We start from the raw sequence: 14520 nt of genomic DNA, 5'->3' as shown, positions 1-14520 counted from the left end.
GTCAGCGCTTCAGGCGCAGCGTCACCAGCTGGAACGGACGCAGGTCGAGCTCGACCGCGCCGCCCGCGACGCTCGACACCGCGGTCGCGTCGACCTCTCGCTCGAGGAGGTCGGTCTCGCTGACGCCCGCGACGTTGAAACCGGCCTCGAGACGGGCGTGGACGCGCTGGCCGAGCGCCTCGTAGAGGCGCACCACCACGTCGCCCGAGCCGTCCTGGGCGAGCTTGATCGCCTCGACCACGACGCCGGGCTCATCGATCGACACGAGCGGTGCCACCGACGTCTCGGCGGCGTCGGTCACGACGCGCTCCGGCAGGTTGGTGCGATAGCCCTCGGCGACCGCGTCGACGACGTCGGCGCCGACCACGATGCCCACCTCGAGGTGATGTGTCCCCTGGTCCTGACCCGGGTCGGGGAAGACGGCGGAGCGGATGATCGACAGCCGCACGAGCGAGTACGTGCCGCCCGCCTCGCGCTCGTGACGCGTGATGTCGTGACCGTAGGTCGAGTCGTTGGTGACGGCGACGCCGAAGTCGGCCTCGCCGACGCGCACCCAGCGGTGCGCCGCGGTCTCGAAGCGCGCCGAATCCCACGAGGTGTTCGTGTGAGTCGGGCGCACGATGTGTCCGAACTGGATCTCGGATGCCGCGCGGTCGGTGTGCACGTCGACGGGGACGCGGAGCTTGAGCAGCTTCTGCTGCTCGTGCCAGTCGATGTCGAGCGACAGGCGAACCGTGCGCGAGCCCTCGGCCAGGGCGATGCGCTGGACGATGGTGGAGTCGCCGACGGCGCGTTCCACCACGATCGCGTCGCCGTCGACCGCGACCCGCTCGGCGGTGTCGAGGGCGGTGGCGTGGCGACGGTAGGTCTCGTCGATGTCCCACGCGTCCCACTGGGTGGGGGTGTCGCGGAAGATCTCGAACTGCCCCGCCACCTGACCCGCGGGCACGACCTCGCGACCGGATGCCAGGTCCACGAGCGAGGTGATCAGGCCGCGGCCGTCGACCTCGGCGCGGACGATGCCGTTCTCGAGCACCCATCCGTCTCCCGCGGCGCGGGGGGCGACGTCACCGGCGGGGGTCGCCGCGGCGATCGCCAGCGCGGGAGTGCCGGCTCGGCGGTGCGGGGCGGCGTTGGCCACGACCGCCAGGTCACCGGTCCCGACCAGCGCACGGAGGCTGTCGGCGATGACCTGCTCGAGCTCCGCCGCGATCGCGTCGTAGTTGCGCTCGGCATCGCGATGCACCCAGGCGATCGAGGTGCCCGGAAGGATGTCGTGGAACTGCTGCAGCAGCACGAGGCGCCAGAGTCGCTGGAACGTCTCGGCGGGGTAGGCGGCGCCGGTGCGCACCGTGGCGGTCGCCGCCCACAGCTCGGCCTCGCGCAGCAGGTGCTCGCTGCGACGGTTGCCCTGCTTGGTGCGCAGCTGACTGGTGTAGGTGCCGCGGTGGAACTCGAGGTACAGCTCCCCCGCCCACACGGCCGGGTCGGCGTACTCGGCCTCGGCCGTCTCGAAGAACTCCCGCGGGGTGGAGTGCTTCACGATCGGCGCGCCCTCGAGCGAGTGCGTGCGAGCGATCGTCGCGGTCATCTCGCGCGTGGGTCCGCCGCCACCGTCGCCGAAGCCGTAGGGCAGGAGCGAGGTGCGCGCGCGCCCCTTGTCCGAGAAGTTGCGCTCGGCGTGAGCGAGATCGGCCGCGGTGACCTCGGAGTTGTACTTGTCGACCGGCGGAAAGTGCGTGAAGATGCGCGAGCCGTCGATGCCCTCCCAGCGGAAGGTGTGGTGCGGGATGCGGTTGGTCTCGTTCCACGAGATCTTCTGCGTGAGGAACCAGCGAGCGCCGGCGGCCTTCATGATCTGCGGCAGGGCTCCGCTGTAGCCGAACGAGTCGGGCAGCCACACCTCTTCGGTGTCGATGCCGAACTCCTCGAGGAAGAACGACTTGCCCTCCACGAACTGACGGGCCATCGCCTCACCGCCGACCATGTTGGTGTCGGATTCGACCCACATGCCACCCACGGGTACGAAGCGACCCTCGGCGACGCGGGCCTTGAGACGCTCCCACAGGGCCGGGTAGTGCTCCTTCATCCACGCGAACTGCTGCGCCGACGAGCTGGCGAAGACGAACTCGGGGTCTTCGTCCATCAGCGAGAGGACGTTGCTGAACGTGCGCGAGACCTTTCGGGCGGTCTCGCGCACGGGCCAGAGCCACGCCGAGTCGATGTGCGCGTGACCGACGGCGTGGAGCACGTGGGCGCTGGAGGCCGCGGGGGCCTGCATCAGCGGGGCGAGCACGTCGCGACCGGCCCGGGCGGTGCCGGCGACGTCGTCCGGATCGACGGTGTCGATGACGGCATCCATGGCCTCGAGCAGGGTCGCTCGACGGGCGGAGGTCGCGTCGAGTTCGGCCAGCAGGCCGTGGAGGAGACGGAAGTCCTGCAGAAGCTCCCAGACGGTGAGGTCGCGCAGGCCGATCGACATCTCGCGGAGCGTGTAGAGCGGCGCGTCACCCGCGGTCGCGAGGTCGCCCAGGTGAGTGGGCTCGAAGGTGAAGAGGCTGCCCACGTCGGGGTTCGAGGCGGCCTCGACGAGCACGTCGACGCGACCGTCGGCGTCGACGGCGGCCGGGCTCGCATTGTTGAACGGCGAGACACCCTTGATCGGAGCCCCCTCGCGGTTCCACACAAGCGCCTCGCACTGGAAACCGCTCTGTCCGGCGGTGAAGCCCAGGTCGATGACGAGTTCGGCGACGGTTCCCGCCGGCAGGGCGCCGGAGGCGTCACGCCACTCGGACGGGATCTCTCCCGACACGGCGAACCAGGTCGTCCCCCACGCCCGACCCCACGGCGTTCCGACGGCGAAGGGGCGGTACTCGGCATCCTGAGCCTCGTCGAAGGTCACGGGTTCGCCCGGGGCCACCCAGGCCGAGACGGTGAGGGGCTGGCGGGTGCGGTAGACGGCGGGGGCGAGACGCTCGCGGATGAAGCGTTCGATGCGCATCTCGATGAGCGCGGTGCGATCGTGCATGAAGGAGTCCTTGCTGGGGGGAAGACGGGAGAGGGGATCAGCCCTTGACGGCGCCGGCGAGGGCCGACGGACCGCCGAGCCCGCGCTGCACGAGCACGTACAGTCCGAGGACGGGCAGGGAGTAGACGATCGAGTACGCGGCGAGCTGGCCGTAGGCCACGGCGCCGAACGATCCGAAGAAGTTGAAGATGCTGACGGCTGCCGGCTGGTAGTCGGGGCTGAGCAGCAGCACGAACGGCACGAAGAAGTTCCCCCACGCCTGGATGAACGTGAAGATGAACACCACCGCGATCCCAGGACGCATGAGCGGGAGCACGATCTGCACGAGCGTGCGCATGGATCCCGCGCCGTCCATCCAGGCGGCGTGCTCCAGCTCGACGGGCACGCCGTCCATGAAGTTCTTCATCATCCAGATCGCGATGGGCAGGGCGCTCGCGGTGAGGAAGAGGATGGTGCCGCCGACGGAGTCGATGAGGTTCAGCTGCACGAACAGGCTGTAGACGGGAACCATGATGGCCGTGATCGGCAGGCACGTGCCGAACAGCACCGCGTAGAGGAACGGCTTGCCCACGCGCATCTTGTACCGCGACAGCGGGTAGGCGGCGAGGGATGCGAGCACGACGGTGGCGATGGCCGTGCCGCCCGCGAGGAGCACGCTGTTCCACAACGGCAGGAACAGCAGGTCGGGCTTCATCACGGCGGCGAAGTTGTCGAGCGTGATCACCTCGGGCATCTTGATCGCGAGCGTCGGCTGCGCGTCGAGCGAGGCGGTCACCAACCAGATGAGCGGAACGACGAACAGGATGCCGACGACGATCAGCAGCGTGTTCGACAGCACGCTCAGCGCGCGCGTGCGCGGTGACGACAGAGACGCCTTGGTCTTCTTCGGGGCCCGGGAGACGGACCGGCTGCGAGCCGTCACTTCGGGGAGGGTGGTGGTGGCACTCACGACGAGACCTCCTCGCGCAGCGCGCGGACGTAGAAGAACGAGAACACCGCACCGATGAGCAGCATGATCGTGGCGATGGCCGTGCCGTAGCCCAGCTCGCCGAATTTCAGACCCTGCTGGTAGGCGAGGATCGGCAGGGTCGTGCTCGCGTTGCCGGGGCCACCGCCGGTCATGACGAAGATCAGCGTGAAGACCGAGAGGGTCTGCAGGGTCACGATCATCGAGTTGGTGCCGATGGTGGAGCGGATCATGGGGATGGTGATGAAGATGAGGCGCTTGATACCGCTCGCGCCGTCGACCTCGGCGGCCTCGGTGATCTCGGGCGGCACGTCGGCGAGGGCCGCGGAGTAGACCATCATCGAGAACGCCGTCCCGCGCCAGATGTTGGCGAAGATGACCATGAGCACGGGCAGCGTGAAGAGCCAGCTCACCGGCTCGGCACCGAACAGGGCGAGGATGGCGTTCAGGGTGCCGTTGTCGCGGAAGAACGCGTAGGCGGCGAAGGCCGCGACGATCTCGGGGAGCACCCACGCCGTGACGACGATGGTGCCGACCACGGCGGTGACGACGCGGTTGCCCGAGCGCATCATGAGCGCCAGGGCGAGGCCGAGCACGTTCTGCCCGATGACGGCGGAGAAGAACACGAACACGATCGTGTTGATGACCGAGACCGGGAAGTCGGGGGCCTTGAAGAGCTGGGTGTAGTTGTCGAAGCCGATGAACTCGCTGGCGACGGCGGTCGAGCCCGACAGGGTCGCGTTGGTGAGAGAGCCCCACAGCGACACCAGGATCGGGCCGAGCAGGAACACCGCCAGCAGCACGGCTGCCGGCAGGAGGGGGAGCGCCCGGGCCGACGACCGGAGGCCGCGCGTCTTCACGCGCGACCCCCGGCCGGTGCCGGTCGCCCCGGTGTGGGCCAGGGCGGTCACGGTCAACCCTTCTGGGTGTTCTCTTCGCCGACGATGCCGATGACGGCCTGGTCGTACGCGGCGGCAGCGTCCGAGACGCTGGACTGACCGGTCATGACGGCTTCCATGGCGACCTGGATCTGGTTGGAGATCTTGTCGTAGTCCTCGGTCGCGGGACGGAAGTGCGTGGTGTCGACGAAGCTCGAGAAGGTCGCGAAGCTCGGGTTGGCGTCGAGGTACTCGCTGGACTCGGCGACGTCGGCGCGGACGGCGATCTGGCTGTTGTCGATGCCGTACGCGGTGGCGTTGTCCTTGTTCACCGCGGTCGAGAGGAAGTCCCACGCGGCGTCGGGGTTCTTGGCGTTCTTGCCGATGGCGAGGGTCCAGCCGCCCGACATGCTCGTCGAGCCGGGGGCCTGACCGTCCTGGGTGGGCATGGCGGCGATGCCGAGGGCGTCGCTCCACTCGGGCCATGCGGCCGAACCGCCCTCGACCCACGCGGCCGACTGCCACGAACCGTCGAGAGCCATGGCGAGCTTGCCGGAGGGCAGCCAGTCGGCGGTCACGCTGGTGAAGATGTTGGGGTCGAGCGCCTGCTGCAGCGACGGGCCGAGGCCGCCCTGGTAGACGTCGGAGACGAACTGCAGCGAGTCCTCGAAGCCCTGGCTGCCGACGACCCACTTCTTGCTGTCGGTGTCGTAGAGGGTGTCCTCGGTGCCGTAGAGCAGCATCTCGAGGCCCTGCATGGAGGCCGCCTCGCCGGCGGTCTTGCCGGAGTAGACGTTGAGGGGGATGACGTCGGGGTTCGACGCCTTGACCTTCTCGGCGGCCGAGAGCACGTCGTCCCACGTCTCGGGCTGCCACGGGACGGGGATGCCGGCGGCCGTGAAGACGGCCTTGTTGTACCAGAGGCCGCGGGTGTCGGTGCCGAGCGAGACGCCGTAGGTCTTGCCGTCGGGGCCGAGACCGGCCTGCTTGGCGCCGTCGGCGAACTGCGACCAGTCCTCCCACTTCGCGAGGTAGTCGTCGAGGGGCAGCAGGTAGCCGGCCGCCGCGTCGGACTGGATCTTGAACGTGTCTTCGTACTGCACGTCGGGAGCGGTGCTGGCCGACTTGTTCATCAGCGCGAGCTTCGTGTAGTAGTCGGCGCCCTCGGCCTGGATCGGGACGAGCTCGACGGTCATGCCCTCGTGCGCGGCCTCGTACTGCTCCTTCGCCGTCTCCATCAGCGTCTGCATCGCGTTGAATGTCGCGGTGGTCTGGTAGGCCACTCGGATGGTCGTGCTGTCGCCCGCGTCGGCGCTGCCGCCGGAGCAGCCGGCCAGAGCCACGGTCAGGGCGGTGGCGGTCAGAAGACCGGTCGCCATCGTCAGTTTCTTCATGGAAGCTCCCTTGCTCGGGTGGAGACACCGCGTCGCCAGAACCTTTTATAAATCAAATGGACTAACTCGGCAAGTCCGACGGCGCGACTCCCGGTAACGATCCAGACACGGCCCGCTATGAGCCGCGTGATTCCGGGTCAGAGGGCGATCATCATGCGCGCCGGTCGCGCCGCGAACGCCCCGTCGAGCATGAGGCATGCGGCGCCCACGGCAGCCACGTCGAGCCCGACGAGCGAGCGCCGCACAACGATCGCGCGCGTCGATGTCGACACCGGGTCGGTGGCCACCCGCTCCGCCACGGTGTCGCCGAGCACCGCGGCCAACCGCTCCCACACGGGCCCGCCCAGGACCACCTCATCGACGTCGAGAAGGTTGTTGGTCACCACGAGGGCGCGCGCGATCCGCTCCCCCGCCCGCTCCAGCACGTCGACCGCACGGGCGTTGCCCCGACGGGCGTCCGCCACGAGCCGGTCGAGGTCCGGGCGCGTGTCGCCCGTGTCGGTCGGGTCGTACCCCGCCTCGGCGAGGAGCACCCGCGGCTCGATCGAGACGCCGAGGCATCCCCGTGATCCGCACTCGCAGCGCGGGCCACCAGGGTCGACCACGACGTGAGCGATGCCCCCGGCGTTGCCCGTGCGCCCGCGAACGGGTGCCCCCGCGATGGCCACACCCAGACCCACACCGGCGCCGTAGTACAGGAACATCGCATCGGTCAGCGCGTCGGAGCGGTCGAACCACATCTCGCCGACCATCGCCGCCGTGACGTCCTTCTCGACGATCACCGGCAGTCCCGTCACCGCCCCGAGGTCCTCGCGCACGTTGACGTTGTGCCACTGCGGAAGCAGCGGCGGATCCAGCAGGCGCCCGCCGCGCGCGTCGAAGGGCCCGGGAGCCGCCACGCCCACACCGAGCACGAGATCGCGGGGGATGCCGGCGCGCTCGACGATCGCGTCGACGGCGGCGCCCACGGCATCCACCAGATCGGCGGCGGAGGCGTGCGGCGCGCGCGGGATCTCGTCGTGCACGATGACCTCGCCCGCCATGTCGACCACGACGATCGTGTCGACGACGGGGTCGAGGTGAACACCCACGGCGAAGCGCGAACGGGGGTCGAGCTTGAGCAGCGTGCGGGGCTTGCCGGGTCCGGAGATGACCTTGCCCGCCTCGACGATGAGTCCTTCGTCGGCGAGCCGTCGGGTGACGTTGCTGAGCGTCTGGGCGCTCAGGCCGGTGCGGGCCGAGAGCTCGACGCGGCTGAGCCCCTCAGGGGAGCGGCGGATGAGGTCGAGCACCAGGGTCTGGTTGTACTCACCCACCGCGGGCAGGTTGGATCCCGTACGCATGGCCCCCGCCTTCGTTCGCCGGTCCGCGGCGCGGCCCTCGCCTTTCAGGGTACGCCCGTGCCGCGCCGACCCTCGGCCACGGGATGCCGAGGGTCACGCGGGGCGGGATCGCCGCACGGGCTCCGGACCGCGGAAGCCGGGGGCCGCGCGGGCGGGATCGCCGCGCGACGGCGGGGCACCCCGCGGGGCCCTCCGGCTCCCGGTCGACGCCCGGGGCCGGAGGTCAGGACTGCAGCGCGAGCGCCGCCGCCCCCAGCAGGGGACCGTCGCCGTCGAGGCCGGACCCGACGATGCGGCAGCGGCGCGCGTACGCGTGCAGCGACGAGGCCTGGGCGGCCTCGCGCACCTGTTCGATGTAGTCGGGCGCGACGTGCGAGAAGCCGCCCGCGATGGCGACGGCCTCGAGGTCGCACAGGGTGGCTGCGGCGGCGATGGCCTGACCGACCGCGGTGGCCGAGCGCCGGACGGCCGCGATCGCGATCTCGTCGCCGGCCGCGTACGAGGCGGCCAGATCCTGACCCGTCTCGCCGTCCCAACCTCGCGCTCGGGCCCAGGCGACGGTGCCCGGCCCGGCGGCGACCGCCTCGAGAGTGGAGGCCACGACCTCGTCGCCCTCGATCGTGCGGACGAACGTCTGGCCGAGATGTCCCGCGTTGCCGCTGGCGCCCGTCACCGGCTGACCGCCCAGCACGAAGCCGCCACCGACACCCGTGGACACAACGATCGCCATCGCGTCGTCGACGCCCACCAGGGCGCCGCGCCAGTGCTCCGCCAGCGCGATGCACGTGCCGTCGAGGGCGAGGTGGATCGGTCCGTCGACGAGCCCCCCCAGGACCTCGTCGATCGCCAGCCCCGCGGCGAGCGGGAGGTTCAGGGGAGACACCGAACGCGAGGGCAGATCGACCGGGCCGGCACTGCCGACGCCGATGGCCCCGACGCGGACGTCGGGGGCTGCCGCGAGCGCGGCCGCGGCGGCCTCGCGGACGTGTTGCGCGATCCGGGCGCGGTCGGCATCGCGGCCGGTTGTGCGGCGCGAGACGCTCGCACGAACGACGTCCCCATCGATCGACACGACGGCCGCATCGACCTTGGTGCCGCCGATGTCGACGGCGAGCACGTGGGTGTAGGCGGGCAGGGACAGGGGGGCATCGGACATGCGCGGGCTCCTCGGGTGGACCAACGCTCCCCGATCCTAGGGGCCGGTGCATCCGCCGAGTGACCCCTGAGGGCTCCGTCGAATCGAGCCCCCGTGTCCGCGGCGCGGGTTACGATCAGGTCACGGCGGCGAGGACGCGCCTTCACCCGCGACACACCTCCGCCCCGCGACACAAGGGATGCCATGGACGAGACGGTCACGCCCGAGGCGGAAACACGGCTGCGCCGCAGCGACTCCGCCCCCGCCCGAGGGGTGCGGGAAACCCCTCTCGACGCCGATGGTTTCGCACGCCTGACCGGGAAGATCCTGGCATCCGTGGGGCGGGTCATCGACGGGAAGCCGGAGGCCGTGCGCAGCGCCCTCATCGCCCTCCTGGCCGAGGGGCACCTGCTCATCGAGGACGTCCCGGGCGTGGGCAAGACGATGCTCGCGCGGGCGCTCGCGTCCACCATCGATGCCGATGTGCGTCGCATCCAGTTCACGCCCGACCTGCTGCCCGGCGACATCACCGGCGTGTCCGTGTTCAACCCGGTTCAGCGGCAGTTCGAGTTCACCCCGGGGGCGGTGTTCGCGCACATCGTGATCGCCGACGAGATCAACCGTTCCTCTCCCAAGACCCAGTCCTCGCTGCTGGAGGCGATGGAAGAGCGCCAGGTCACGGTCGACGGACGTACGCACGTGCTGCCCTCGCCCTTCCTCGTCGTGGCGACGCAGAATCCGTTCGAGATGGAGGGCACGTACGCGCTCCCCGAGGCGCAGCGCGACCGGTTCCTGCTGCGCATCTCGATGGGGTACCCGGATGCCGCCGCCGAGGCGCTCATGCTCCGCCAGCGCGACACGGTGAACCCCCTCGACGCGTTGACCCCTGTCGCTTCGGCACGGGAGGTCACCGAGATGATCGCGTGGGCGCGCGGCGTGCACGTCGCCCCCGCTCTCGAGGAGTACGTCGTCGCCCTGGCCCAGGCCACCCGCAGCCACCCCGACATCCGGCTCGGTGCGAGCCCCCGTGCGACCCTGCAACTCGTGCGCGCGGCCAAGGTGCGCGCTGCCCTCGACGGGCGCTCGTACGTCATCCCCGACGACATCACCGAGCTGCTGTCACCGGTGTTCGCGCACCGCCTCATCCCGAACCGCTCCGCCGCGGGCGGGCGGGCCGGCGCCGCCGTGGTGGTCGACGCGCTCGAGCGCATCGCCGCGAGCGTGCGGGTGCCCCTCGCGTCACGGTCGTGAGGTCGGCGGTGAGGCGCTGGTGGCCCTTCACCTTGCGGGGGACGGGTGCCCTGCTGCTCGCCGTCGCGGCGTTCCTCATCGCCGAGCGCGCGGGCATCCCCGAACTGCTCTACTTCGCCACCCTGCTCGCCGCGCTCCTGGTCGCGTCGGCGATCGCGCTGCTGCTGACCCGGGGCGCGGGGACCGTCGCGCGCGTCATCTCCCCCGAGGTCCCCGAGGTGGGCGGCACCGCGTCGGTGGTCGTGCGGGCGGGGTTGCGCAGTGCGCTGCCGAGCGGCCCCGGGCGATGGGTCGACGCCCTCCCCCCGGGCCTCTCGGGCCGCGCCGAAGGGATCTCGCCCGCCACCGGATCCACTCTGTCGGGCGCCGGCGTCGTCGTGCAGGTGCGCTACGACGTGGTCGGCGCGGCGCGTGGCATCCATTCCCTCGGACCCCTCGAGGTGACGACCACCGATCCCTTCGGGCTCCTGCGACGACGTCTCGCCCTGGGACGCGCGACGCCCGTCACCGTCGCCCCCGCCATCGTCGACCTCGCCGCTCTCCCTCCCGCCTCGGGAGAGGCCGGGGGCAGTCGCCAGACGACCACGCTGCAGCTCGGGCAGGGGGCCGACAACCTCGTCGCGCGCCCGTACGCGCCGGGCGATTCGATGCGACGCATCCATTGGCGTGCGAGCGCCCACCGCGACACCCTGATGGTGCGCCAAGAGGAGCAGGAGTCCAGCCCGGCCGCCACCGTGGTGCTCGACCGGGCGCTGTCGCGCTGGTCGCCGCTCGCGGCGCACGACACCGGTGCCGACGCCGCGTTCGAGACGGCGGTGACGGCGTGCGTGTCGGTGGTCGCGCGGCTCGTGCACGAGGGGTACACCGTCGACGTCGTCGACAGCGACGGCACCCTGCTGACCGACCCGGTGGGGGGCGGTGACGACGGGGAGGCGCGGGCGGCCGCGGCCGGTTTCGCGACCCTGCGTGCACGACCCGACGACGCCGCACGTCGTGTCGTGCCCGCATCCGCTGCGGCGCTGACCGGTCCGGTCGTGGTGATCACGGGTGCTCTCGAGCCCGACGACCGCCTGGCCCTGGGAGGCGTGGCCCACCACTCCGCTCTGCCGGTACTGCTGGTGGTGAGCGAGCACGCCGAGCTCGACGGCATGCGGGCCGGGGGCTGGCGCACCACCGTCCTGCGGCCCGGCGGTGACATCGCCGCCGCCTGGGACGACGCGATGGAAGCGGGGTACGCCCGTGTCGACCACTGACGTGACGGTGCTGCGCACCCCGCGGCGACGACGCGACGCGACCCTGCTGACCGTCGGGCTGTTCGCCGCGATCGCGAGTGCGATCCTGCCGGTGTTCTCGGTCATCGCGCCCGGAGCGTGGACCGTGGGGGCGTTCTTCGTCACCGCGGGCGTGCTGGGCGCCGGGCTGATGGTGCGCGTGGGTCGACTGCCCGCTGCCCTCGCGAGCGTCGCCGAGATCGCGGTGGGCATCGTGCTGCTAACGGCGATCTTCGGCCGCTCCACCGCGCTGCTCGGGGTGATCCCGACCCCGGCGACCATCGCGTCGGTGCCCGACCTGCTGGCCGCAGCGGCAGACGAGATCCGTGTCGGCGTCGCACCGGTGGACGCGCAGACGGGCCTGTCGTTCCTGCTGGTCGCCGCCATCGCCGGCCTGGCGATCGTCCTCGATCACGTCGTCCTGACCGCCCGGATGCCGCTGCTGGCCGGCGTCGGCCTCGTCGCCGTGTCGTTGATCCCCACGATCGCCATCCCCTCCGACATCGACATCGTGGGCTTCGTGTTGCTGGCGGCGGCGCTGTTGTTCCTGCTGCGCGTCGACACGCGCGCCCGCGCCGCCGCCGGGTCGCCCGCCGCTGTCCGCGCCGGCTCCCGCCGGGTGCGGGGCGTCTCGGCGACGGCCCTCGGCGTCGCCGCCGTGGCCGTCATCGTCGCGGTGGTCGCCACTCCCCTGCTCCCCCAGCCGGGCCTGCGCTTCGCGACCGGCGGCACGGGCGGCATCGGTACGACCATCAACCCCAACCTCGAACTCGGCAACGACCTGCGCCAACCGCAGGACGTCGACGTGCTGTCCGTCCGCACCACGGGACCGAGCGCGCCCTACCTCCGCGCGGTGACCCTCTCGCGCTTCGACGGCGCGGTGTGGCAGCCCGACAGTTCCGACACCGTCCCCCTCCCCGGCGAGGGCGCGGCGTTCGATCCCGTCGCCGTCGATGAAGGCATCACCGTCGCGGACTACGACACGACCGTGACCATCGACCAGCTCGACAGCCCGTGGCTGCCGGTCACCTACCCTGCCTCGAGCGTGACCGGGCTCACCGGGGACTGGCTCGGGATGCCGCAGAATCGCACCGTCGTCACCCGCGCGGGGTCCACACGCGAGCAGGTCTACGAGGTGCAGGCCGACGTGCCGCGGCCCACACTGGAGCAGATCCGCTCGCGCGGGGTGGGCGGACCGGACCTCGATCCCGCGCTGACGAGCCTCCCCGATGGCGTGCCAGCGATCATCGGCGAGACCGCGCGCGAGGTGACTGCGGGCGCGCAGAATCCCTACGATCAGTTGGCGGCTCTGCAGACCTGGTTCCGCAGCAGCGCTTTCCGGTACTCGCTCGATGCCCCCGTCGACTCCGGTTTCGACGGCGCCGGATTGGACGCCGTCGCCGACTTCCTCGAGGTGCGCGCGGGCTACTGCGTGCACTACGCCTCCGCCTTCGCGGTGATGGCGCGCTCCCTCGGCATCCCCGCGCGCATCGTCATCGGCTACCTCCCGGGCACGGCGACGAGCACCGCGCAGCAAGGCGGCACCGAGTACACGGTCACGTCCAGTCAGCTGCACTCCTGGCCCGAGGTGTCGTTCGAGGGGATCGGGTGGGTCCCGTTCGAGCCGACCAACAGCCTCGGGGTGCCGACGAACTTCGCGTCGGGATCGGGCTCGGGCGGATCGAATCCGGCCGACACCCCGGATCAGGATGCCGCCGCGCCCGACGCCGAGCCGTCGACGGCGGCGTCTCAGGCGGCACGACCCGATCTCGACGCCCAGGACGGCCCCGGTGTCTCCGCGAGCGGACGGACCTCGACGTCATGGGTCGCCCCCGCTCTCGCCGGTCTCGCGGTCGTCCTGCTGCTGCTGGTGCCCTCGCTCCTCCGCGTCCTGCGTCGCCGTCGACGCCTCGCCGCCGCGCGCGCCGGAGACCCCGTCGCCGCGTGGAGGGCGCTCCAGGACGAGGCGGCGGACCTCGGCATCCGGTCGTCGGCCGCGGAGTCGCCCCGTGCTTTGGCCGCGCGTCTGACCGCCGAGCACGGCATCGACGCCGACGACGTCGGTCCGCTGCGGGCGGCGGTGGAACGTGTCAGCTACGCCGAGGATGCCGTGGATCCCGCGAGCGGGCCGGGTCTGGTCGCGGCCGTGGAACGTATCCGGGCGCGCCTGCGTGCCGGAGCCTCCCCCGCACGTCGCGCGATCGCGAGCCTGTTCCCGCGCTCGCTCGTCGTGCGCCCCGGCGCCGTGGAGGCGGAGCGCGAGACGGTCGGAAGCTGAGGGGCCCCGTCAGCCGAGCCGAAAGCCGGGCAGGCTCGTCACCAGCACGTGGTCGATCAGCGGTGCGGCCACCCGCAGCGCGACACCGAGGGTGGCCGAGAGCCGCCATACCGGTCGGCCGAAAAAAGAACCCCCGGCGAGCAATCGCTCACCGGGGGTTCTTCTGGCGGAAGTGACAGGATTTGAACCTGCGAGGCGAGTTACCCCGCCTACATGGATTCCAGCCATGCTCCTTAGGCCGCTCGGACACACTTCCAACAGGAAAGCTTACACGGCGACGGGACGCTCCCCCGCCGCGTCCGGGCTCGCGACGTCAGACGGGATCGCCCAATCCGAGGCCGGCCACGATGCCCCGCACGTCCTCGGGATCGAAGACGTCGTCCGACGCGGCGAGCTCCTCGGGCGTGAACCAGCGCAGGTCGACGATGTCGTCCTGCTCGCTGGCGGTCCAGGCATCCCGGGCGATCTCGAAGCGCGAGGTGCGCAGCACGAAGTACACCGCGGTACGGCGCTCGTACTCCTCCGCCGGGGGGAGCGCGATGTCGCGGAACGCGACCGGCTCGCCGACGGCATCCACCCGGAGACCTGTCTCTTCGTACAGCTCGCGGACGGCAGCGGTCTCGGCATCCTCCCCCGGATCGATCCCTCCGCCGACGGTGAGCCAGCGGGCCGGGCGCACACGACGGCCCCAGTGCTGCTTCATCAGCAGCAGCGCTCCGTCCTCGTCGAAGACGAGGATGCGGGCCGTTCTGCGGGTCTTCGGCTCGCCCGCCGTCGTGTCGTCGCTCACGTGAGAAGTCTTGCAGAGCGCGTGCGGGGACGCGCGGAGGAGCTGCCCGGATGCCACAGCCGCGCCCGGGACGGGAGGAGAACCCGCGAAGGGAGGACCGAGCGACTCGGCGGTTTCAGGCGGTCAGTGCAACACCGTTGTCTGGTGGGGTTGAGAGTAGTCGTTCGAGGGCTTCGGTGGGGGTG

At 71.3% G+C, this 14520-nt stretch carries 10 protein-coding genes and 1 tRNA gene; 3 read left to right on the top strand and 8 right to left on the bottom strand.

Annotation, left to right across the window (positions count from 1 at the left end; translation table 11 throughout):
- Position 1 precedes the first annotated feature (1 nt).
- The 6 genes from MT347_RS13115 to MT347_RS13090 all read right to left on the bottom strand — a co-directional run bounded on the left by MT347_RS13115 (position 2) and on the right by MT347_RS13090 (position 8766).
- Positions 2–3028: a glycoside hydrolase family 38 C-terminal domain-containing protein gene (locus tag MT347_RS13115; RefSeq protein ID WP_243501631.1), complete on the bottom strand. Its 3027-nt coding sequence runs from the start codon at positions 3026–3028 to the stop codon at positions 2–4.
- Between the two features lie 37 nt (positions 3029–3065).
- A complete protein-coding gene (locus MT347_RS13110) occupies positions 3066–3977 on the bottom strand; it encodes a carbohydrate ABC transporter permease (RefSeq protein ID WP_374206538.1) in 912 nt (303 codons plus the stop codon).
- Complete coding sequence (locus MT347_RS13105; protein ID WP_243501630.1) at positions 3974–4906, bottom strand: carbohydrate ABC transporter permease; 933 nt, start codon at positions 4904–4906, stop codon at positions 3974–3976. The genes MT347_RS13110 and MT347_RS13105 overlap by 4 nt, the downstream gene beginning before the upstream one ends.
- A 2-nt stretch (positions 4907–4908) precedes the next feature.
- Positions 4909–6267, bottom strand: coding sequence for an extracellular solute-binding protein (locus MT347_RS13100; RefSeq protein ID WP_243501629.1), 1359 nt, complete (start codon positions 6265–6267; stop codon positions 4909–4911).
- Between the two features lie 137 nt (positions 6268–6404).
- Positions 6405–7610 carry an ROK family transcriptional regulator gene (locus MT347_RS13095; protein ID WP_243501628.1) on the bottom strand — a complete coding sequence of 402 codons (1206 nt, stop codon included), beginning with the start codon at positions 7608–7610 and terminating at the stop codon, positions 6405–6407.
- Positions 7611–7833: 223 nt separating this feature from the next.
- Entirely contained in the window at positions 7834–8766 is a 933-nt protein-coding gene (locus MT347_RS13090; RefSeq protein WP_243501627.1) for an ROK family protein, read from the bottom strand.
- A 183-nt stretch (positions 8767–8949) separates the two neighbouring features.
- Here MT347_RS13090 and MT347_RS13085 point away from each other — a divergent pair, with 183 nt between their 5' ends.
- The 3 genes from MT347_RS13085 to MT347_RS13075 are packed head-to-tail and all read left to right on the top strand — an operon-like array spanning position 8950 to position 13545.
- Positions 8950–9996, top strand: coding sequence for a MoxR family ATPase (locus MT347_RS13085; RefSeq protein ID WP_243501626.1), 1047 nt, complete (start codon positions 8950–8952; stop codon positions 9994–9996).
- An 8-nt stretch (positions 9997–10004) separates the two neighbouring features.
- Positions 10005–11249 (top strand): DUF58 domain-containing protein, encoded by a 1245-nt coding sequence (locus MT347_RS13080; RefSeq protein WP_243501625.1) that lies wholly within the window; start codon positions 10005–10007, stop codon positions 11247–11249.
- Positions 11236–13545, top strand: a complete 2310-nt coding sequence (locus tag MT347_RS13075; RefSeq protein WP_243501624.1) for a DUF3488 and transglutaminase-like domain-containing protein — start codon at positions 11236–11238, stop codon at positions 13543–13545. The genes MT347_RS13080 and MT347_RS13075 overlap by 14 nt, the downstream gene beginning before the upstream one ends.
- 164 nt (positions 13546–13709) lie before the next feature.
- Here the strand turns inward: MT347_RS13075 and MT347_RS13070 are convergent.
- Together MT347_RS13070 and MT347_RS13065 are read right to left on the bottom strand one after the other, a co-directional pair.
- Positions 13710–13801: transfer RNA gene (locus tag MT347_RS13070), tRNA-Ser, on the bottom strand.
- Between the two features lie 57 nt (positions 13802–13858).
- Entirely contained in the window at positions 13859–14335 is a 477-nt protein-coding gene (locus MT347_RS13065) for an NUDIX hydrolase (RefSeq protein WP_243501623.1), read from the bottom strand.
- Between the last annotated feature and the right edge of the window lie 185 nt (positions 14336–14520).

This window comes from Microbacterium sp. VKM Ac-2923, assembly GCF_022815605.1.
Taxonomy (GTDB): Bacteria; Actinomycetota; Actinomycetes; order Actinomycetales; family Microbacteriaceae; genus Microbacterium.
This window is presented reverse-complemented; position numbering and strand designations above follow the sequence as displayed.

Bases quoted from the DNA above. Each gene is read 5' to 3' on its own strand.
- MT347_RS13115 (WP_243501631.1), bottom strand. From the start codon at position 3,028: ATGCACGATCGCACCGCGCTCATCGAGATGCGCATCGAACGCTTCATC.
- MT347_RS13100 (WP_243501629.1), bottom strand. From the start codon at position 6,267: ATGAAGAAACTGACGATGGCGACCGGTCTTCTGACCGCCACCGCCCTG.
- MT347_RS13095 (WP_243501628.1), bottom strand. From the start codon at position 7,610: ATGCGTACGGGATCCAACCTGCCCGCGGTGGGTGAGTACAACCAGACC.
- MT347_RS13090 (WP_243501627.1), bottom strand. From the start codon at position 8,766: ATGTCCGATGCCCCCCTGTCCCTGCCCGCCTACACCCACGTGCTCGCC.
- MT347_RS13085 (WP_243501626.1), top strand. From the start codon at position 8,950: ATGGACGAGACGGTCACGCCCGAGGCGGAAACACGGCTGCGCCGCAGC.